This window comes from Allomuricauda sp. NFXS6, assembly GCF_040148835.1.
Taxonomy (GTDB): Bacteria; Bacteroidota; Bacteroidia; order Flavobacteriales; family Flavobacteriaceae; genus Flagellimonas.
The window spans coordinates 536,416-558,475 of the sequence record NZ_JAGEMG010000001.1 but is presented as its reverse complement, the minus strand read 5'-3'; the positions used below and the strand labels follow the sequence as shown (position 1 = coordinate 558,475).

Below are 22,060 nucleotides of genomic sequence, written 5' to 3'. Positions count from 1 at the left end.
TTTTTAGAAAATTCAAACAATCATTCGTCTAAAAATAATAGTAATACTATTATTTAAGTTAGTTTAACTATTATTTATGAATAGTAATAGTATTAATTTCAATATTTGATAATACTTTTATCCTGCTAAATAAAACCTTGCATACTATGAGAAATAATTTGAATACGTTCGTCTTTGTCCTAGCTATTTTAAGTGCCTTCACTCTTACCGCTCAAATGGAGCAGGGAACCATAGAAATAGATAGAAGTGCTATTCTAATCGAGGATGTTCTAACCGCCGAAGAACAGGCCGCCTTGACTCCGGGGGACGTATTGCTACAACTACGGGCGGGCAATGAAAGATTTGTGAGAAGCGATTTGACTGCCCGTGATCATTCGTTCCAAATTCGTGAGACGGTGGAAGCTCAGTTTCCCAAGGCTATTGTGTTGTCCTGTGTGGATAGTCGCGTCCCTGTAGAGGATGTGTTTGATAAGGGAATCGGTGATATTTTCGTTGCCCGTGTGGCCGGTAATTTTGTCAACCCTGATATCCTTGGCAGTATGGAGTTCGCCACTAAGGTTTCAGGGGCCAAATTGATTTTGGTAATGGGACACGAAAATTGCGGTGCCATCCATGCGGCGATTGATGGTGTAGAACTTGGGAACATTACGACCATGTTGGAAAATATAAAACCGGCAGTGGAAATGTCCACGAAATCGACTGGAGAGAGGACCTCTAAAAATAGGCTGTTCGTGCATGAAGTAGTGGAAAACAATGTGTACCGGAACATAAATAGAATAAAAGAAGATAGCATTATCCTTAAAGAAATGTTCGATAAAGGAGAAATCGATATCAAGGGTGCAGTGTATGATATGGATACCGGAGTAGTCATTTTTTTGGATTGATACAATAGGGTCAAAATTTTTTCTACACTCCCCTATAAAATGAGAGGCTGCCTTTTTTTGGCAGCCTCTTTTGTTCATCTTAGATCTGGAATTTCCTAGTGGGTTACATTTTCAACCGCATAAAAAGTTCATGGGTATTGTTGTCCAGGCCATCAATAGGGTTTTGGATGGAGGTCTCATAGGCATAACCCAAATTGAACCCGTTGCTGATATTGAACAGGAACAGTCCACTGATGCTCTCGTCATACCTATAGCTGGCACCGAACTCAAAGCGCTCGCCGAAGTCCAGGATTCCCGTTACTTCGACGGATATGGGCGATGCGTCCACATAACGAAACATTCCCATGGTCTTCAAATCCAATGTTTTCCCCAAAAGAAAGGTATAGCCGCCACTTAGGTAAGCATGCATTCTATCTGTACCCAGATAGGCATTTCCATCACGTTCCTGTAAGCGGTCGGGTGTCAATAGTTTGGGTACGGACAAAGATGCAAAGTATCTATCATGTTTAAGAAACACCCCGGCACCAACGTTCGGCGTAAAACGACTGTCATAATCGACCAGTGCACCATCTTGTCCCACACCGTAAGTTACCAATCCCTGAGTATTGGCATCGTAAGAGTTTGCACTTCCTTTGATTCCAAAATATAGGGTGTGTTCCTCATCGAGTTGTATGTTGTAAGACACATCGATGGCCATCCATGTTTGCTGTTCTATAAAAGTTTTATCGTTGAGAATGGAAACCCCCAGACCGACATTTTTTCCGACCGGCATCCCAAATATGGCACTTTGGCTTTCTGGGGCTCCTTCTATTCCGGCCCATTGGCTGCGAATTCCCAAGGAGAATTCGGCAGCCTCTGAACTTCCCGCAAAAGCAGGGTTGTAAATATTCATGTTATAGCGGTAAAAGGTATAGTTGGGGTCCTGTTGAGCGCTTGCTTTAAAGGAAAGCAGAAGAAACAGGGCCACTAATTGTATATAATTAAAAAGTCTCATCGTTTTTGTATGGTGTTTTTTGTTCTGTTGGTATTAATAATTGATGAAAATCCATCCCTGAAGCGGCGCACTGCCGTCCCCTAGGTCTATGATGTATAGGTATGATCCCGCAGGAAGCTTTTCACTTCTGTTTTTATAGAAGCCCTCCCAGTTGTTTCGGTAGGATCTGGTACCGAACACTTCGTGTCCCCATCGGTTGTAAACTTTCACTACATTGTTGGGGTAGTTGTCGATTCCGGGAATGATCCAAGCATCGTTGTTGCCATCAGCATTAGGAGTAAAAGCTTGAGCGGGTACCAATGAAGGTTCTTCACTTGTGGGGAACGCATCATCCACATCCGCAACACCATCATTGTCGTCGTCATCGTCCATACTGTCGGGAATGCCATCGCCATCGGTATCCAAAGGAGTGCTGGATGCATCCCAAGGATCGGTTCCTTCGGCCAATTCCACTTCGTCGGAATAGCCATCACCATCATCATCGGTATCGGCGTTGTCACCAGTTCCATCTCCATCCGTATCAATAGTCTCGGATGCATCATTAGGGAAATCGTCTTGATCATCCGGTATCCCGTCGTTGTCATCATCGTTGTCAACGTTGTCACCTAGGCCGTCTCCGTCCGTATCGATGTCTGTAACTCCGTCATTGTCGTCGTCGGTATCAGCATTGTCACCAACACCATCGCCATCTATATCGGAATCTTCGTTAGGGTCATTCGGGAAAGCGTCCTCAGAATCCGGAGTACCATCGTTGTCGGCATCATCATCGGCATTGTCCCCGGTTCCGTCACCATCGGTATCGGTATCCTCGGAAGGATCTTTAGGGAATGCATCTTCGGTATCAGGGGTTCCGTCATTGTCGTCGTCCTCGTCGGCATTGTCCCCGGTTCCATCTCCGTCAGTGTCGGTGTCTTCCGAATCATCCTTAGGGAATGCATCCTCGGCATCGGGAGTACCGTCGTTGTCATCGTCCTCATCGGCATTGTCGCCGGTTCCATCTCCGTCCGTGTCGGTATCCTCAGAATCATCCTTCGGGAATGCATCCTCGGCATCAGGAGTGCCGTCGTTGTCATCGTCGTCATCGGCATTGTCGCCAGTTCCGTCACCATCGGTATCGGTATCCTCAGAATCATCCTTTGGGAATGCATCTTCGGTATCGGGAGTACCGTCGTTGTCATCGTCCTCGTCGGCATTGTCACCGGTTCCATCTCCGTCCGTGTCGGTATCCTCAGAATCATCCTTCGGGAATGCATCCTCGGCATCAGGAGTGCCGTCGTTGTCATCGTCGTCATCGGCATTGTCGCCGGTTCCGTCACCATCGGTATCGGTGTCTTCCGAATCATCCTTAGGGAATGCATCTTCGGCATCGGGACTACCGTCGTTGTCATCGTCGTCATCGGCATTGTCGCCCGTTCCGTCACCATCGGTGTCGGTATCCTCCGAATCATCCTTCGGGAAGGCGTCCTCAGAATCAGGGGTACCGTCGTTGTCATCGTCGTCATCGGCATTGTCGCCAGTTCCGTCACCATCGGTATCGGTATCCTCAGAATCATCCTTCGGGAAGGCGTCCTCAGAATCAGGGGTACCGTCGTTGTCATCGTCGTCATCGGCATTGTCGCCAGTTCCGTCACCATCGGTATCGGTATCCTCAGAATCATCTTTTGGGAAATCGTCCTCGGAATCAGGGGTACCGTCGTTGTCGTCGTCCTCGTCGGCATTGTCGCCGGTTCCGTCACCATCGGTATCGGTGTCTTCGGAAGGGTCCAATGGGAAATCATCCTCGGCATCGGGTGTGCCGTCGTTGTCATCGTCCTCGTCGGCATTGTCGCCGGTTCCGTCACCATCGGTATCGGTGTCCTCGGAAGGGTCCAATGGGAAATCATCCTCAGCGTCAGGTGTACCATCCCCATCATCGTCTTCATCATCTTCGTTGGGCACTCCGTCACCATCGGTATCTTGGGCAGCATTGATGTCTGCTGTATGGGTAGCGGCACTTAAGACATCATCACCATCCTTTACCTTGAAGGAGAAAGATGTATAGGATGCGCCGTATTCCCCATCTGCCGTTGTGAAGACAAGTAGGGTTACGTCATCGATCATATCATTTAACTGTACGGGAGAGCCATTGTATTCCAGAGTACCTTTTGTCGGAAGGGAGATTACTTGTATGCCATTAAAAGTGTCGCCTGGATCAGCATCGGAGAAGTTAAAATCATCTGTTTTAAAGGTATAGCCAGAATCCTGAACCACTTCCAAGGTAACATCTCCACCTTCTGGGGCATCGTTCACATTGGTGATGTTCAAAGTGACGGTCACTGTCTCCGAAAAAGAAACAGCATCCTCGAAATTGTAAGTAAAACTATCCGTTGCAGCTTCATCGCCATTATGCTCATAAGTAAAAGTACCATCAACATTAAAGGTAAAAGAGGTTGCGCTGGATGGGTTTGAGATGATGTGGTAAATTCTATCATCACCGTCCACTTCAACATCGTTGGTGGAGACATCATCGTTCAAGGTGGCGTTTTCATCCAGATTGAAACTGTCATCGTTCGCCAAGGGCTCGTCATCGACAGGTAAAATGGAAAGCGTAATGTTTGCGGTTACCTTTTGGCCTTGGTCATCCAATTCATAGGTAACAGTGTCCGTTCCATTTTCATTTTCACTTGGTGTATATACTACTTGGTTGCTACTATTCACCACGGCGTTACCCTTGGTTCCTTGAGCCGTAATTGTCACGGTTGGGGTGGCACCGGTATCATATACATCGTTGTACAGTACATCAATTGGATCTGATGTAGTATCCTCATCCAAAATGGCCAAGTCATTATCGGCACTTACCACAAGGGTAATATCATAAGGACCGAAAGAAGCTGTGCCAATATTGCCAGCATTATCTTTTACTTCGGCATGGATGTACCATCCGGAACCTCCAGAGTTGAAAGAAGTGGTCTTGGATTGGCTATTGCTCCACGAAGTCCACGAAGCGTGGTCGGTTGCAGGTGCAGAGGCACTCTGGACTTTAGCAAAGCGCTGTACATCAAAGCCACTTCCGCCATTCTCATCTTGGAACACCAGTTGAATGTCCGTATTGGTATCCAGATTTCCGTTGGCAGGTGTTGCGGTAATGGTAGGACTGGTATTATCGTCCACAATGGTCAGGGTACGATAAAAGGGTTCGGACCAAACACCTGTATTGGTCTGTGTCCGTAGGCTTATGATATAATCTGCTGACAGATTGTTGTAGGCCGAAAAATCGGTCATAGGTGTGCCAGCATTATAAATTTGCGTGTCGGATGGGTTTCCGTCGGTATCGTAGGTACGCTGGGTAACGATCCATTCCTGTACGGATAGGGTTCTTCCGTAGGGGTCGACAGAGTTATCCACAATACCAATGGTCATGTTGCCCGTGTAGGTATTGATCAAATCGGGTTGGATGTTGAACTGTGCAATGGGTAAATCCGTTGCCCCTCCCGAACTGGCTGTTTTTTCAACATAGATACTGGTTGGACTACTCCAAGTACCTTGATGGTCCTGAACTCTTAGCATCACCAAGTATTCTCCATCCGGAACGGAGTTTTTATCAAACTGTCCAATGGTCCAATCGTTCGTGGAGCCGGCATCTACTGCCTTCCATTTCCATTCGGATTGGTTGATACCGTTATTGGCGCCGCCATCCAAATCGTAAGAGGTGTTGTTGATGAATCCTGTATCCGCACTATAGGTAAAACTGGCCACGGGTTTTCTATGAAAGAATAGGGTAGTGGGCGCTGTTGGCAAATCCTCGAAAGTGAAGGAGTATTTACCTGGTTTTTCGTAGAATTCCGGTACATCTTCCAAATAGAGTCCGTCCCAAGATACTTTTCCAGTATTGTTGGCAAAATAGGTCTCGTCATGAGTAATCTTCCATCGCCCCGAGGGATAACTGGCATTGGCTGTGTTCGACTTCAATTGTGCAGGGTCCACATCTATCTCTACCGAGGTGCCCGCTATGAAAAATTCTCCCGCCGTAACGGTTCCAAATTGATATTGGTCATAAATGTATTGTGACATATCGTCCATCCAAGTTGACCAGCTCCCGGCATCCCGGTTGATAAAGGTTCCTTGAGTGTTGTTCTGTTGGATAAAACGTTCAAACTGTGCTTGGTTGGCATTGGTTCCCCATCCGATGTAGTGGATATCCTCGTTGATGGTCCGCATCAAGATTTCGGAAAGGTCTTGATCGCTATCAAAATCAGCAACTTCGATATCATCCAAGTTTACATTAAAACGCAGTGCACTGTTTCTCCATTGTGGTTCGCGAAGGACATCCTTGAAGGCACGCAGTTCCAGTTTTTCAATGCTAATATCCTGAAAATAGGCATTTTGTTGTTCGTGCACATAAAACCCGTAACTGCCCGAAGGGAATGAGGTATCGGTAATGTCAAAGGATTGGATCCAGTCCGTTCCAGCATTGCCGCCACCACCTCTACGGGAAATTTTGATATCGTTCCCTGACATTTCTATTTTGAAATCGATTTTTTGTCCATTGTAAAAGGCAGCAAACATATCGGCCCTATTCGCATCCCATCCGTAGGGGGCCGAGCCAGAGCGTGTGCTATTGGTGTTTACGGCCAAAATGGTGGTAACCCCGTTTTCTCTTTTTAAGATCGCCTCAGCAGGGAATCCGTCACCGTTGGCATAGTTCATCAGGTTACCGCAGGCGGTATGGTTATCGATGATGTATGCATAAAAATTTTGATTGTCCTTCTTTCTAAAAATAAACCCAACTTCTGCGTGGGTGTATGGGGAACCGGAAAGTCCAAAGGTGGCCGATATGGTTCCATCCGCAACATCTCCTGTAGGATCGTACATGGCAACCCCATAATTTCCGGAATTTCGGCGAACAAAATCGGCTAAAATTTGGTTGGTGTTCGTATCAAAACTGAAATAGTTACCGGTATAGTTATTGTAATTAAGGTCAGTATGGGTATTTGGTGGTTCTGTCCCATTGAAGTCCATAATGTTCCAACTGTTAAAAATGTCGCCGGCATCAGCCTGATCGGAAGAGATTGAACTCCGTTGAAAGGCTTCCACCCTTAGTTTGCCCAATGGGATTCCTTTGGCGTACATAGCTTGCTCCAAGTCGTTCTCAAAAGTTGAAAGATCCACATTTGCCGATCCCACGGTGACCATTACGTCTACATTTGGGCCCTGCTGTACTGTCATATCCACCGTTTGGGCCTGTAGGGCATTGCACAGCAGAAAAAGTGTGAAAAGTGTTAGTGAGGTTTGAAAAATTTGTTTCATGGTTGGTTGTTCTAGTTAAATATTGAACTGTTGATTGGCTGGTCCATAGTGGTATGGTCAAAATCAAGGTCGCCATCCAAAACTGAATTACAGTTGGTGGGAATCCCGATATTGAAGTATGACCGTTCACTGATTCGTTTTAAAAGTGCAAGTCCTTCTTCATTGGATCCGAGGTTGCAATCGTACACCAAAAGTTGGATGTTGGTACCTTGGTAAAGTCCTTCGAGCATCGAAAACTCAAACTCTTGGTTAACTTGTTCGGAATTATAGGTTATTCCGCCAAGTTCAAATGCGTTATAACTGGCATTGGCGAAGAGGTGAATGTTCTGGACCGAAGTGTTCGCCAGTAAATATTCACGTATAGTTTTCCATGGATTGTTTTCCCTATTGATTTCCAATATGGCTATGTTGGATGGAAGTTGGTTTATGATTTCCTGTTTTTGGGAATATCCGGAATCCATAATCACAACATCATCCGTTTGGGCCATGGAGACGCTCAAGGTCAATGAAAATAAGAGCAGGAAGCTCAGTGCTGTTTTTTGGTTGAAAATGGTTTTCATTTGCGAATTTAGTTTAGGTTTTTAATAATGATTTATAAGGTTCAATTTTGTCTCTAAAAAGGCATAAGTTGCCCGGGCCGACTTTATCGGCAATTTTTTTTAGCAACCGTTTTTCTAGCAGTACTAGATCAGGTCAGCGATAATTACATGTGGAACGATTGATTGAAACAGTAGTGCTATGTCATATATTATGGGAACATTTTTAAAGGGTCTTTTTTCTTACAAAGACCTCCAATTGTGTAATCTATTTCTTATTTGTTGTATGGGAAACGGGGGTATACTCTCCTTATTTTAAAAAATCGCTCACTAAATTGACAAATATCAATTTAGAGCTATATTCTTACAAAAATTGAAAGTATATAAGGAAGTGAGCAACACTGAAAGGACCGTTAGGAACCCTTTCAAGAAGCGTTGTAGTAATCTAGATCAGGGATGGTAGCCTTAATTTATTTCTTTCATAAGCCTGGATAAAGTCTCAGGTCTTATGGCCAAATAAGAAGCTAGATGTTTTCGTGGGATTCGCTCCACAATCTGGGGTTTTATGTTTCCCATGAAATAGGCCAATCTTTTTCGGGCATTGGGAATTCTTGCTAAATATACCCGATGTTCTGCCAAAATATAATACTCCTCGAGTAATATCCGGTTAATGTGCCGCATTTCTGGAAAATGATTCAAACAATATTTGTAGTCTTCATATTCCAAGTAATCACAATAAGTGTTTTCCAGACTTTGTATGTTTTCTTGACTGGGTTCATTTCTGAAAAAACCGGTAATAGAGGTAAAAACTTCATTTTCGGAATCCAACCAAGTTGTTATTTCCAATCCTTCACTTACAAAGTATCCGCGAACCAACCCTTTCTTAATAAGATAGAGACGATTGCAAATTTCGCCGGCTTTGCTAATGAGTTGATTTTTTTCGAAAGAACAACTTTTTATATGCTGAACAAGGTAATTTTTTAAGCTAGGGCTTAAAGGATAAATTGCATTGAGAAATAAAATGATAAAAAGATTTTTATCTGAATGCTTATTGGTGACCATTTAAAGAATCAATTTGGTTGGGTTGGTTTTTTTGGATACACAAAAGTAACATTTTCATGCCTAACAAGGAGATTTTATACCAATACCTACGCAGACACCCTAGTTCTAAAGAAACAGATAAAACGTTCAAGATGCTACCCCGCCATAAAGCATTAATACCTATTCACATCATCGTCACAAAAGCACAATGATTGATAAAGAATACATGACAAATAGAAAAAAAAGGAGGAACTGTTTTTGCAAAAGTAAGACTCAAGATAGTATTTTGACTTTATATCCGGTCAAATGTAATAAGTCCAGTTTGTGCAGTTGTCAGGTTGGCATGGAACAGTAAAAATACTGATAGAATGGTCCATCTCACAATTAATCGGATAATGTTCATTTTCAAAGGGTTGATAGTCCATTGATTAGGGCGGTTTTCTTTTAGTATAACCCTAAGGCGATTTCAAGTTGGGTGCTTCCTCTCAATGTTGGGCTACTTCCAGGTTATGAGAAATTAACAAACTGCCCTGTGCGTGAACTGCATGGCACGGTCCTAGCCTTTTAAAGACTGGTGTGTGGGGTGCCCAGTTCCCAGGCAGTACAAAGCCGTATATTGTGCAGGCTGGCCCTTATTTGTCGCTCACGGAATCATTTTGTGCTCAGGGCAGTCCAAACGAATTTCAGATTCAGTAAGTTTTGTTTTCAGTAGATTACAATAATGATTTCCGTTTTCACCATTGTAAAAAGAGCAGGTAAAACACATGCGTTGAATGGTAATGATACCAGACTTGTTTAGGTCATAAATCAATTTCAGCAATCCGTTGAGCATTGTTGTTTTTTGTTCTTCGGTCAATCTTTCAATTGGTTGTTCGATTGAAGAAGCGAAGAACGATGCTTTTTTAGCAATTTTTTTTCCTTCGTCAGTAAGTAAAAGCGAATAGCTTCTTGTGTCGCTAGGGTCCATTTCCTTGGTAACCAATGCTTTGGAAAGCAGCACCCGGACACTGTCGCTTATTGTGGCTTTGGTCATATTGAACTCGTCTGCTAAATACCCCACTTTACATTTTTCCGAGGAATGGAAAGAGATGAATATCAAAATTTGAATTTGTATCGGACTTAATGAGTTTTCTTTGCTTTCGTTCCAAAGCAATACCCTAAATGCTTCCGAAATACGTTCCAAAGCAACTACGATCCGGCTTTCTACTTTTTGGTTTTGTTCGTTTAAATTGAACGATGGATATTTCATAGTTTCATATTTTTGGCCACATAGACCCAAGCCTTTTTTCCTGACTCAAACGTTTCAAGTATTCTATGGTATTCACTGACTTCATAGTTGTCGGTTTCCCTAAGTTCAGTGTCCGTGATTTCAAATAGGATTCCTTCCAAAAAATCGGATTCATTGCCGGATTTAAGGGCAATAGGGTGATGATCAAGCTGACTTTTGGCAAGGACCGTGGTATCTGTGATTTTTGTTTTTTCAATTTTATATCCGATCAATCTATCTCGCTCTCCTCTTAAGGTTCGACCGTAATTTTCAAGCTGTACGTTCTCCAACTGTAAGGTGCCGTATGAGAATAGTAAATGTATGCCCTCTTTCATCTGCAATTTTCCATTTCAATGATAAAAAAGCCTTTTTGCTCGATTTCCGCTTCCCATTCGGGCCGTACTGTTTCCATATGGCAGAATCTACATTCTTTTGAGGTTAAAGCTTGTCCTTCTTGAGCTTTGGTTTTTAAATATTCTTTACCATAACCGAAGATCACGGCTATATCTCTAATTTCTTTGGGAGCGATAATGTCAAAGTGCATTATGCTACCGTCTTTTTTGGTTACATAGGTGTCCCAAACTGCTACTTTCATTTTTGTTTTTCTTTAATAAAAAGGAAAGCCCCGTAAAGATAGGAATCCTAACTTTACGGGGCAAAAAATATTACTTTACACTATAGGGCAATGACAAATCGCCACTTGCCACAGAATATACTTTATAAACGCCGAGCATTGGCTTGTCTCCACCTCCGTGGTTACCTTCTCCACCTGTATACACTTCCATATAAGCTGCTACTCCGTCATAAGAAAAATCTGTTTTGTTGTTCATTCGATAATCTGGAACAATTACGCGAATGGTATTTCCTTTTGTGATGACTTGAAAACCCGGTGAGTCCATGTACATGGGCATTCCTGGATTGGTTGGGGGTAAAACCACACTTGTGTCCTTTGTGTCAAATTGTTTTACGGCCAAACCGCCTTCCACACGTTTGTCATCGGTCAAGACCACCCAATGTGGATGCCAAACAATCCCATCATTGGTAAAATTGCGGTCTGCGTTTTCATCCCAAAGTGGCGTATCGTCAAAGTCGGGGTGTGAAGTCAGGGCAAGCGCCACTATGCCCTCGGTATCGCCAAAGCCAACATCGGTAGGTTTCAACGTAGTTGGGAATACGTAGCCCAGAACAGGTGCTCCATTCAGCTGACCTGCTGGTGTTGGCGTTGTTGTCCCTGCGGTTCCTTTTACACTAATTTTCCAAATGGTCGCTGCAATGTCATCCGAATGTTTTACGTTGACACTGTTAATTTGAAAATCGTCATTGTTGTAGTCTTTGCATTTGTCGCAGGCATTACCCTTAACTGCGAAAAGGGAAACTCCAAGAAGGAAGAATAATTGTTTCATTGTTTGTTGAATTTAAATGGTTAAAAGTTAGGAGTCTTTCATTAAATTAGGATTCCTAACTTTATGAAATAATTTTTTTTTAGCCCTTTACGTCGGCCATGGACGCACCATAATTGATGTGCAATACGTTCCCGTTTGGTGTAAGCAATGCTGGAACAGAGTTTACTCCTGCTTTTTCAGCTTCGGCAATTCGGTTACGGTCTTCGCCAAGGTGTACGAGTTCTACATTGTTTTCACCAACTAAATTAATGATGTCGTGCTCTGCACTAACACATACGGGACATCCGGCGTGAAAGAAAATTGATTTTGCCATTTGATTAAGGTTTAATTTGTGTTTTGGCATTATTGCCGAGGTAAATATAGTAAGGAATCCTAACAAATAAAATTATTTTTTGAGAATTTATTTCTGAATATGTATGTAGATGCCTCCTTTAGCCTTTCCCAAGATGGGTTTTTGACAAAATACATATAGCTGGCATGCAGCTTCCTTGGTAGATCAACCGGTCTTTCATGTTGATTGGATTCAAAAGTAATTTCATACTTGTTCTGATGGAAATACGTTTCCAAAAATGATTTTCGTTGGTTTTGTATATTCAATGTTTAGAAAGACCTTTATCGGACAAACATAGCAGTATGCTTTTTAGGCTTTTTACATTGGTTTTGTTGTTGACTTGTTGGTGGGTAAGTGGTCAACAATTGTTGCCTCCCATCCAGAATTATCAATTATTGGATTATAAGGGGGGAAGCAAAAACTGGGACCTTTCCGTAAATGAAAAAGGAGAGCTTTTTGTGGCAAACAACAAGGGCTTGCTTCACTTCAACGGTGAGGAATGGAGCTTGAACAAATTGCCGAACAATACCATTATCCGTTCTGTGGAAAGCATTGGAGACAGGGTATATACGGGATCCTACGAAGAGTTTGGGTACTGGGCCAAGAATGAATTCGGGGAACTGGACTATACTTCATTGACCCACTTGATTGAGGAGCACACTTTTACCAGCGAGGAATTCTGGGAGATTTTTCCATCCAAGAACGGAAAGGTCATGTTCCGATCTTTTTCTGCAATCTATGCCTATGGGAATGATGAAATCTCCGTTGTAGATCCGACCGAAGTCGTCTCTGATTTTATAGAGTTTAAAGACCATTTGGTGGTGGCGGGCGGTTCATTGGGTTTATTTGAGGTGAAGGGAGAAGCATTGGAGCCTTTGCCTGATCAAGGCCTGCTTATCGGCAAAACCGTTAATGATATGGCCCTTTTTGAGGGGGAGCTGTTGATCGGAACCAAACTGCATGGTTGTTTTTTATACGACGGAAAAACGCTGGCGCCATGGTCCGCACCCCTTAACAAGGAACTGAAACAGCATCAATTAAACAAGATAACGCCATTGGGAGGTGGGCTTTTGGGTTTTGGAACAATCAAGAATGGAATGTACCTGTATGACTCGGCTTCAAAGCAATATCGCGTATTGAACAGGGAGTCTGGGCTTCAAAACAACACGGTTCTTTCTTCCTTGTTGTTCAATGACCAGTTGTGGCTTGGTCTGGACAACGGAATTGCACGTGTGCGACTTAATAATTCAATATCCTACTATACCGATTATACAGGAAGCTTGGGGATGGTTTACGATATCGCCTGGTTCAACAACACCTTGTTTTTGGGCAGCAATACAGGTGTGTTTTATTTTGAGGGAAACCAGCTGAAGTTCGTTGAAGGCTCTCAAGGACATGTCTGGGACTTGGAAGTGCTCGAGGGCGAATTGCTTTGTGGCCACAATACGGGAACCTATAAGGTGTCCAAGGACAGCTTTGAGATCTTGAGCGAGATATCGGGCGGTTATCAATTGATTAAGGTGCCCGATCAAAACAACACCTATGTACAGGGGACCTATAATGGATTGGCCATGTTCCATAAACTGGAAAACGGTGAATGGGAGGTCAAACGCATAGAAGGGTTTGGTGCCCCGGTAAAACAACTGTGTTTTGAGACTCCAGATATACTTTGGGTGGCGCATCCCTATAAAGGATTCTTTAGAATACACTTTGAAGAAGGGGCATATGATAGAATCGATAGGGTACAATCCTTTGGGCACGAGGATGCCCCGAGCGAATACAACGTAAAGCTCTATAACATTAAAAACAAAATTGTACTGAACAGTGAGGGCACCTGGTATGGTTATAATCCCATTGGTGACCACATCGAAAAGTTTGACGAGTTTGCCGAATACCGGAATAAGGAGCTGTTGTTTTATGATGAAGCGTATTTTTGGTTTGTTGATGATGAGGAACAAAAAACCATAATCCACACCAATTTAAGGGGGGACAGTCTTATAGTTACCGATCTGCCCTTACGAGAGCGATTGGCACCGGATTCTCAAAAAATGGTCGAGTTCAACGATAGTATATCCTACATAACATTAAACGACGGTTTCGCCGAGATCAACGACCTTCACCTAAAAAGTAATTCGGAGCTCCAAGAGATACCGGTACCGGGCTTTATGATGATGCGGGATCAGAAACAGAAACACTCGATTTCGGGAGGAGCTGTGGAAGTTCCATTTAGGCATTCGAAATCCATCACCGTGGAGATAGCCTCGCCGGAATATATATCGCCCCACTATTATTACGAACTGCATGGGCCGCAGGAATATTCCGAATATTCGGAAAATGGATTCATCAATTTTCAAAACCTTCCCTTTGGGGATTACAGCCTTAAGGTTGCCACCGTGGGAGTGGGCAACGCCATTTCCGATTTCAATACATTTAATTTTCAAATAGCACCACCGTGGTACTTTTCTTGGTGGAGCCTTTTTATCTATGCCGCTTTGGCCTTGTTGACCGGTTATTTGGTGAGAAGGCACAATAGGCGAAAGTTGGACAGGAAACATCGTGAATTGGAGGAGAGGATGTATCACGAGCAACAAGAGCGTATGGCAAAAATGGAAAAAGAAGAATTGGCCAAGGAGGTTAAGTTGAAACAGAATGAATTGGCCAGTACGACCTTGAATATTGCCAGAAAAAATGAAGTGATTTTGGAGCTTAAGAACATGTTGGTAATGAACAAGGATAAGTTTTCCAACTCCCAAAGGTATCGAACATTCATCAAAAAATTGAACAGCTCCATTGAAGACACGGAGGACTGGAAACGTTTTGAGGTGAACTTTAAAGAACTGCACGAAGATTTCTTCGAAAGACTGCTCAAATCATATCCTTCGCTAACCCCAAAGGATTTAAAACTCTGCGCCTACCTGAAGATGAATCTCTCCACCAAAGAGATTGCACCTCTTATGGGGATAACAGTAAGGGGAGTGGAAATACATCGCTATCGGCTTCGCAAGAAGCTTGATATGGACAGCTCTGAAAACCTTTCCAATTTTCTTATCACTTTCTAGGAATGATGTATCAGCTTGTTGAAGAGGTCTAGCATCCTATTTTGACACTACATCAATACTACATCACTATGTTAATTCTTTTTACATCAAGATCTATGCATACTACTGCAAGTGTGCTGCAATAGGGGTTTACGGCGATTGTTGGGATGATGTATTTTTTATGTATCCTATCGGAGCTTTTAATCACTAAGCTCTTGTTAATTTAGTAGAAAACAAACTATATTTTTGCATAATTATGAAAATTAAAAGCAAACTTTTGCTAATATCGTTTTTGCTGTTTCAGGTCGTACTTTGGGCACAAAGCAATATAACGATTTCAGGAACGGTCTTGGATGATCAAGGGCAACCATTGCCCGGGGCAAGCGTAGTGCTTCAGGGCACTACTACAGGAATTCAAACTGACTTTGATGGAAATTATCGTTTGGAGGACGTTCCAAGTGATGGAACTTTAGTGTTCAGTTATGTTGGATTCACTACTCAAAACGTACCTATCAATGGTAGGACTACAATTGACTTAACCCTTCAAGAAGACACCCAAACTTTGGATGAAGTTGTAGTGGTTGGTTATGGTACCCAAAAGAAGGCCGACCTAACAGGTTCCATTGCTACAGTGGATGCTGAAGAAATTGAGAAAACACCGTCTGCTAACCCGGTTCAATCCTTACAGGGCAAAGTGGCCGGAGTGCAGATTGTCACCCCTGGTTCTCCTGGGGCATCTCCGACCGTACGTATTCGTGGGCTGGGAACTTATTCGGATGCGACAAGCCTCTTATATGTTGTTGATGGTATGTTCTATAGCAATATTGATTTCTTGAACCCGAATGACATTAAGTCCATGAACGTACTTAAGGATGCATCTTCTTCCGCTATTTATGGGGTAAGGGCTGCCAACGGGGTTATTATTATAGAAACCAAATCCGGAGGTAAAAACAGAAAACCGACCATAGAGTATAATGGTTACACTGGGATTCAGCGGGCTCAGAACGTTTTACAAATGGCCAACGCGGAGCAATTTGTTACCATGGCGGTGGAGTCTGGTTCGGATGCAGATGTCCAATTCATCCTAAATGCTATGCAGCGCTATGGAAGAAGTCGAATCAACCCCAATGTACCGGATGTTAATACGGATTGGTATGATGAAATCATCAGGGATGGACTCATTCAAAACCACAGTATAAGTGTTACCGGAGGCACGGACAATGTTTCCTATTCCCTCGGCACAAACTACTTTTCCCAAGAAGGGTTGTTGGATATGAAGAACGACTACGAACGATTCAATATCCGTTCCAAACTGGACGTGGACATCTTGGATAATCTAAGAATGGGGGTCAACACTGTTTTCAGTAACGCTACACAGCAGACCCCAGAAAACTCGGCGTGGTTTAAAGCCTATTTTGCGGTACCCATTCTTCCCGTGTTCGATGATTTGAACACGGAGGCTACACCCACACGCTATGCCAATGCCCAAGCTTTGGGGTATAGAGGTACTCAAAACCCTTTCCCGGATATGGATTACAACGACAATAGATTGAAGATACGCAAGTTGTTGGCCAATATTTATTTGGAAACAGATTTGATCAAAGATAAACTCACCTTCAAAACCGCCTATAACATTGATTTTTCGGCATTGGAGGAACGCTATGTGAACCTACCTTACAATATGGGATTTGGCGATCAGCGAATATCATCCATAAATAGACGTCAAAACAACTACTATAATCAAATATGGGACAATGTCTTAACTTATACGGACACCTATGCGGATGATCATAATGTAACCGTTATGGCCGGTACTTCCTATCGGGACGAGGCATCCAATCAGTTCCAGGCAACAGGCAGCGACATTGCTGGAATCGATTTTGAAACCTCATGGTATCTGAACTTTGCAGATCCCTTGTCCTTTAACAACAATGTTGCAGAGAACAATCGCAGGATTTACGGACAATCATATTTCGGAAGGGTATCCTATAACTACAAGAGCCGTTACTTGCTATACGGAACCTTTAGGGCGGATAGGTCCTCCAAGTTTACCAAAGAGCAATGGGGTTATTTCCCCTCCGTGGGTGCTGGATGGGTAATTTCCCAAGAACCTTTTATGGAAAACGTCGGTTTCTTCGATTTTTTGAAGTTAAGGGCTGCATGGGGCCGATTGGGCAACGATAATGTTCCGGCAAGTTCAGGAGCAAATACTATTTCCAATCAAACCGTGGATTTGGGCGATACGCCAAATACAGGGATTACCGCTACAAGTACTTTTACCGATTTGACCTGGGAGGTTGTGGAAGAATTGGATTTTGGGTTTAATATGAACATCTTGAACAACCGCATGTCCGTTGAGGCCGATTATTATATCAGGGATACAGAGGATGCCATTATGCCGGTATACATCCCTATTGCGAACCAGACCGTATTAAGAAACTCAGGGGTTATTCGAAACTCAGGGGTAGAGGTCGCCTTGAACTGGAGCGATGAGATTACGCCTGACTTTAGCTATACCGTAGGTGCCAATTTTACCACAGTAAAAAACGAAGCCATAGAGATTGAGGACGAAAGCGGTTATATCGATTCAGGTTCGGCCGAGTTTAGGCAGCGAACCTTGGTCGGGGAGCCATTGTATGCCTTTTACGGTTACCAAGCTACCGGTGTTTATCAGAACCAAGCTCAGATTGATGCCGATCCCGTGGCACAGAATGCAATAGCTGATGGCCAAAACGTACAACCTGGTTACCTCATATTCAATGATAGGGACGGTGATGGAGCTATCACAGATCAGGATAGAATGGTGTTGGGGTCCTTCCTTCCCAAGTTTACCTATGGTGGCAATATTGGATTGAACTATAAAGATTTTGGTTTTTCCATGAACTTCTACGGACAATCAGGCAACAAGATTCTGAACCGAAAACGTGGTGAAGTCATCTTTACCAACGATACAAATATGGACGCGGATTTGGCCAAGAATCGTTGGCATGGCGAAGGAACCAGTAACAGTTACCCTTCATCGGCCGGGCTTCGGGACAGTTGGAACCAAAGATTGAGCAATTTTTGGGTAGAGGATGGGGATTTCTTTAGAATCCAAAACATTCAGTTGGCGTACACCATACGTGGCGACAAGCTTAAGGGGAATGCACCCGACATTAAATTCACCTTGACTGCCGAAAGACCTTTGACCCTCTTTAACTACAACGGATTTAACCCCGAGGTATCGGATGGGGTCGACCGTCAAACATATCCTGTTCCCGCAATTTACACCGTAGGTGTTAATGTTAAACTATAAAAAGAAAATTGAGATGAAGAATAACAACCTTTTATATCGAATAATAGTTGTCCTGATCGCGATACTCACTATCCAAGCATGCTCGGACAAGTTTGATAACATTGAAGGACAGCTTAATGCTGACGATCTGGATTATTCGGCTACCGAGGATATGGTTCAAGCCTTGATAGGATCTTATTATATCATTGCTACAAGAGGATGGGAGGAACCATTGTTGCTTTCCGTTCGCGGGGATGATGTAAATGCAGGAGGTCTTGGCGATCAACAGCCTTTTGCGGACACCGACAACTATATCTATGCCCAAGGGTATTGGATGTACAACTCCTTGTGGAACGTGCACTATGGAGACATTGTCCAATTGAATACGGAAATCGAATTGATCGAAAACTTCAAGGATTTTGCTGACGAGAGCGAAAAAGCGACCGCAGACCAGTACATAGCTGAAATCAAGGTGATGCGAGCTTGGTTGCACTTTAACTTGGCAAGGGTGTGGAGCGATGTATTTATTATCGAATCCACACAGCCCGATGCCGAGATAGCCAGTGGGCCAGCGACCAAGCAAGAGATCATGCAGTATATCTCCGATCAAATGGATGAGGCCATTCCGCTCTTGCCCAATATGAGGCCCAATGAAAGAACCGACATTCCAGGCGGTGTCACAAGTTACACCGCGTATGCGCTAAAAGCGATGGCACATATGGAAATGGAGGATTATCAAGGTATGGCTGACGCCTGTGCGGCGATAATAAACTCCAATAAGTTTTCGTTGTACCCCGATTTTTATAGCCTGTTCAAAAAGCCTGGGGAGTTGAGCGATGAAAGTTTGTTCGAACTACAATTTTCCGATTATGGCTCAAGTACCGGGGATACCTTTTATCACTTGTACGCACCGTTTGGTCCTCAGGGATGGACCCCTGCCAGGGAAAATGCCTCTGGTGGATGGGGCTTCTATGAGCCAAGTATGAAGTTCATCAAATTTATGTTGGACAGGGAAGAAGCCGTTCGTTTGGAAACCAGTGTGCTTTGGACAGACCGCGGTATTGCCGAATTGCAGACCGATCCCAATTATGCCACGCTCCCTGCTTTTGTGAGCAACACTACACGCGATGGGGATGTGATCAACGACTATGCAAGGGCTTTGTTTTCTAGCGGTAAACATTACTTGCCCTCCGTTCAGCTTACCGATCAACGAAATGATTACGGCGGAGGTAAAAATATGATCGTTATACGCTATGCCGAAATATTGTTGATGTATGCCGAGGCCCTCACAAGAGGGGCCAGTGGATCCGGAATGACAGCGGACCAAGCTGTAAACCTGGTTCGCAGTAGGGCAGGGATGCCATCGTTGTCAGGAGTGACATCCAGTGACGTAATGGATGAGAAATTTGCAGAATTGGGCATGGAGTGGGGTATTCGTTATTATGATATGATCCGCTTGGACAACTATTCTGAACTGAGTTACGACGGACGAACTTTTACATCCGACAAAGAACTATTGCCCTATCCGCAAGCCCAGCTGGATGCACTTCCATCATTGGGTGGCGGTGGCAGCGATGACTAAAATTAACTAAATAAACAGCACAAGATGAAACATATAGTTAAATCCATAATGATACTACTGGGCCTTCTGGTGGTTTCATGTAATGAGGGAATCGATCCCATCACGGCAATAGATGCAGGAGTGGATGAAACGGCACCTCAGGTTAACATAACCTATCCGACCGAAGGCGTGGAACTCATGCCATTTGAAGAAGAAACATCAATTGACATAGCGTTTGAGGTAACCGACGATATCGAAGTGGTCAGCATAACTGTATCCATGGATGGGTCACAGATAGCAGCATTCAGTTCCTTTAAAGATTATAGAATTGTATTGGAAGAAGTAACCTACGACGGATTGGGCAATGGGGAGCATACCGTTGCCGTATCGGCTACGGACGCCGAAGGCAAAACGACCACCCAAGAAGTTAGCTTTGCCAAACTGGCTCCATATAGCGCTCAATTTGATGGCGAAGTACTCTATATGCCCTTTAATGCGGACTTTATGGACTTTATCAGTTTTCAGGAAGCGGGAGAAGTCGGCAATCCCGGTTTTGCGGGAGATGCTTTCTTGGGTGCTGACGCCTTTCAAGGTGCTGCTGATTCATATCTGACTTTTCCAATGGATAACTTAAAGAGCACGGAATTCGGTGCCGCTTTTTGGTACAAGGTCAATCCAACGCCGGATAGGGCTGGAATTTTGGTGGTGGGCGATGATGCAGAAGACCGAAACCAAGGATTCCGTTTGTTTCGAGAAGGCAATGCCGATGAACAACGCATCAAGCTCAATGTGGGCACTGGTGCCGCAGAGAGTTGGAACGATGGTGGGGTAATTGACGTAACCGTAGGCGAATGGGTGCATGTGGCCGTATCCATTTCACAGACCCAGAGTACCATCTATTTTAACGGGGTAGAAATGTTGACAGCTGATTTACCCGCACCAATCGATTGGACAGGTTGCGAGGAATTGCATATTGGTGCAGGAGGGCCAACTTTTGATTACTGGGACCATGGTTACGACGCCAGTCAAATGGACGAGCTACGCATATTTAACAAGGCGCTGACACAGAGCGACATACAAATTATGATGAATGCAGCCAACCCGTATATTCCCCAATATGATGGTGAATCATTCTATATGCCTTTTGAAGGGGATTATATAGATTTAATAGGGAGTAAGGCGGCCACAACCGTGGGCTCGCCAAGCTTTACCGACGAAAGTCAGGTAGGGGGGCAAGCCTATTTGGGTGCGACAGATTCTTATATCAATTATCCAGCGGAAGGATTGATGACTGCTGAATTCAGTGGGTCCTTTTGGTACAAAGTGGATGCCAACCCTGATAGGGCGGGCATTATTACCATAGGTGATGATGCTGCGGATCGTTTTCAAGGTTTCCGTCTTTTCCGTGAAGGAAGTGTGGATGAACAGCGCATCAAGTTGAACGTTGGAACCGGTAGTGGAGAAAGCTGGAACGATGGTGACGTGATCGACGTTACCGCAGGAGAATGGGTACACGTAGCCTTCACCATATCAAACACTGAAAATGTTATCTATTTGAATGGTGCTGAAGTCTTGTCTTCGGCTATGTCCGCACCAATCGATTGGACTGGCTGTGATACCTTCACCATAGGTGCGGGTGGACCAACCTTCGATTATTGGGGTCATACCTCCGATAATAGTATCATCGATGATTTAAGGTTCTACAGCAAAGCACTATCTCCGGAAGAAGTGGCCGAAGTATTTGGAGGAGAAGTCACGCCACAAAACTATGGCTCCACATTGTACATGCCCTTTGATGGGTCCAATGTGGATGACAACTCGGGCGAAGAGGCCACGGTGGTAGGTTCTCCCGGTTTTGCAGGGGAGAGTGCCGTGGGTAGCAATGCCTATGCAGGTGCCACGGATTCGTATCTCACCTTCCCGATGGATGGATTGTTCAATAATCAATTCAGTGGCGCTTTCTGGTACAAGGTCAATGCTGACCCTGACAGGGCAGGTATTTTAACGGTAAGCCCTCCAATGAATGGAACGGATAACGATCTTTCCGCAGGCTTTAGGTTGATCAGGGAAGGAAGTGCCGATGAGCAGCGTATCAAACTGCATTTGGGCACCGATGCCGGAGATGTTTGGAACGATGGGGATGTTATCGATGCCACGCTCGACGAATGGGTGCACGTGGCCTTTACCGTTACGGAAACGGAAACCTTGATTTATCTGAACGGTGAACCGGCGGTGAATACCGGGGACATGGACGGAAAGACTATAAGCTGGGACAACTGTTCCATTTTGTCGATCGGTTCTGGAGCCCCCAACTTCATCGGTTGGAACCACCTATCCGACCTCAGTTATATCGATGACCTCTATCTTTTTGATAGAGTATTGACGCAAGAGGAGATTCAGGAAATCATGAGCAATTAATGTGCTTCCATAGCAGCATTTTTTAAT

Annotated in this window: 14 protein-coding genes; 5 read left to right on the top strand and 9 right to left on the bottom strand. The window is 44.1% G+C overall.

The annotated features are described in order from the left end of the window. Positions 1 to 146 precede the first annotated feature (146 nt). Complete coding sequence (locus tag J4E06_RS02365; protein ID WP_349522443.1) at positions 147 to 884, top strand: carbonic anhydrase family protein; 738 nt, start codon at positions 147 to 149, stop codon at positions 882 to 884. Positions 885 to 987: 103 nt separating this feature from the next. Here J4E06_RS02365 and J4E06_RS02360 read toward each other — a convergent pair whose 3' ends face one another. The 9 genes from J4E06_RS02360 to J4E06_RS02320 all read right to left on the bottom strand — a co-directional run bounded on the left by J4E06_RS02360 (position 988) and on the right by J4E06_RS02320 (position 11,724). Beyond that, positions 988 to 1,878: a PorP/SprF family type IX secretion system membrane protein gene (locus J4E06_RS02360; protein ID WP_349522442.1), complete on the bottom strand. Its 891-nt coding sequence runs from the start codon at positions 1,876 to 1,878 to the stop codon at positions 988 to 990. Positions 1,879 to 1,911: 33 nt separating this feature from the next. Beyond that, positions 1,912 to 7,164, bottom strand: a complete 5,253-nt coding sequence (locus J4E06_RS02355) for a T9SS type B sorting domain-containing protein (protein WP_349522441.1) — start codon at positions 7,162 to 7,164, stop codon at positions 1,912 to 1,914. Between the two features lie 11 nt (positions 7,165 to 7,175). After that, on the bottom strand, positions 7,176 to 7,724 hold the full coding sequence (locus J4E06_RS02350; protein WP_349522440.1) for a DUF4347 domain-containing protein: 549 nt from the start codon (positions 7,722 to 7,724) through the stop codon (positions 7,176 to 7,178). A gap of 441 nt (positions 7,725 to 8,165) precedes the next feature. Continuing rightward, complete coding sequence (locus J4E06_RS02345) at positions 8,166 to 8,762, bottom strand: Crp/Fnr family transcriptional regulator (protein WP_349522439.1); 597 nt, start codon at positions 8,760 to 8,762, stop codon at positions 8,166 to 8,168. 622 nt (positions 8,763 to 9,384) lie between these two features. Then, entirely contained in the window at positions 9,385 to 9,990 is a 606-nt protein-coding gene (locus tag J4E06_RS02340) for a MarR family winged helix-turn-helix transcriptional regulator (RefSeq protein ID WP_349522438.1), read from the bottom strand. Next, positions 9,987 to 10,343, bottom strand: coding sequence for a gamma-glutamylcyclotransferase family protein (locus tag J4E06_RS02335; protein ID WP_349522437.1), 357 nt, complete (start codon positions 10,341 to 10,343; stop codon positions 9,987 to 9,989). Before J4E06_RS02335 ends, J4E06_RS02340 begins: the two co-directional genes overlap by 4 nt. After that, a complete protein-coding gene (locus J4E06_RS02330) occupies positions 10,340 to 10,603 on the bottom strand; it encodes a DUF2024 family protein (protein ID WP_349522436.1) in 264 nt (87 codons plus the stop codon). The genes J4E06_RS02335 and J4E06_RS02330 overlap by 4 nt, the downstream gene beginning before the upstream one ends. Positions 10,604 to 10,673: 70 nt before the next feature. After that, the gene (locus J4E06_RS02325) at positions 10,674 to 11,411 is read right to left on the bottom strand and encodes a hypothetical protein (RefSeq protein ID WP_349522435.1); all 738 of its coding nucleotides are present in this window, start codon (positions 11,409 to 11,411) and stop codon (positions 10,674 to 10,676) included. Between the two features lie 79 nt (positions 11,412 to 11,490). Continuing rightward, complete coding sequence (locus tag J4E06_RS02320; RefSeq protein ID WP_349522434.1) at positions 11,491 to 11,724, bottom strand: thioredoxin family protein; 234 nt, start codon at positions 11,722 to 11,724, stop codon at positions 11,491 to 11,493. A 320-nt stretch (positions 11,725 to 12,044) separates the two neighbouring features. Here J4E06_RS02320 and J4E06_RS02315 point away from each other — a divergent pair, with 320 nt between their 5' ends. From J4E06_RS02315 to J4E06_RS02300, 4 genes are all read left to right on the top strand, one after another. After that, a complete protein-coding gene (locus tag J4E06_RS02315) occupies positions 12,045 to 14,801 on the top strand; it encodes a helix-turn-helix and ligand-binding sensor domain-containing protein (protein ID WP_349522433.1) in 2,757 nt (918 codons plus the stop codon). A gap of 235 nt (positions 14,802 to 15,036) precedes the next feature. Continuing rightward, a complete protein-coding gene (locus J4E06_RS02310) occupies positions 15,037 to 18,075 on the top strand; it encodes a SusC/RagA family TonB-linked outer membrane protein (protein WP_349522432.1) in 3,039 nt (1,012 codons plus the stop codon). A gap of 13 nt (positions 18,076 to 18,088) precedes the next feature. Then, positions 18,089 to 19,636 carry a RagB/SusD family nutrient uptake outer membrane protein gene (locus J4E06_RS02305; protein WP_349522431.1) on the top strand — a complete coding sequence of 516 codons (1,548 nt, stop codon included), beginning with the start codon at positions 18,089 to 18,091 and terminating at the stop codon, positions 19,634 to 19,636. Between the two features lie 24 nt (positions 19,637 to 19,660). After that, the gene (locus J4E06_RS02300) at positions 19,661 to 22,033 is read left to right on the top strand and encodes a LamG-like jellyroll fold domain-containing protein (protein WP_349522430.1); all 2,373 of its coding nucleotides are present in this window, start codon (positions 19,661 to 19,663) and stop codon (positions 22,031 to 22,033) included. Positions 22,034 to 22,060: the final 27 nt, after the last annotated feature.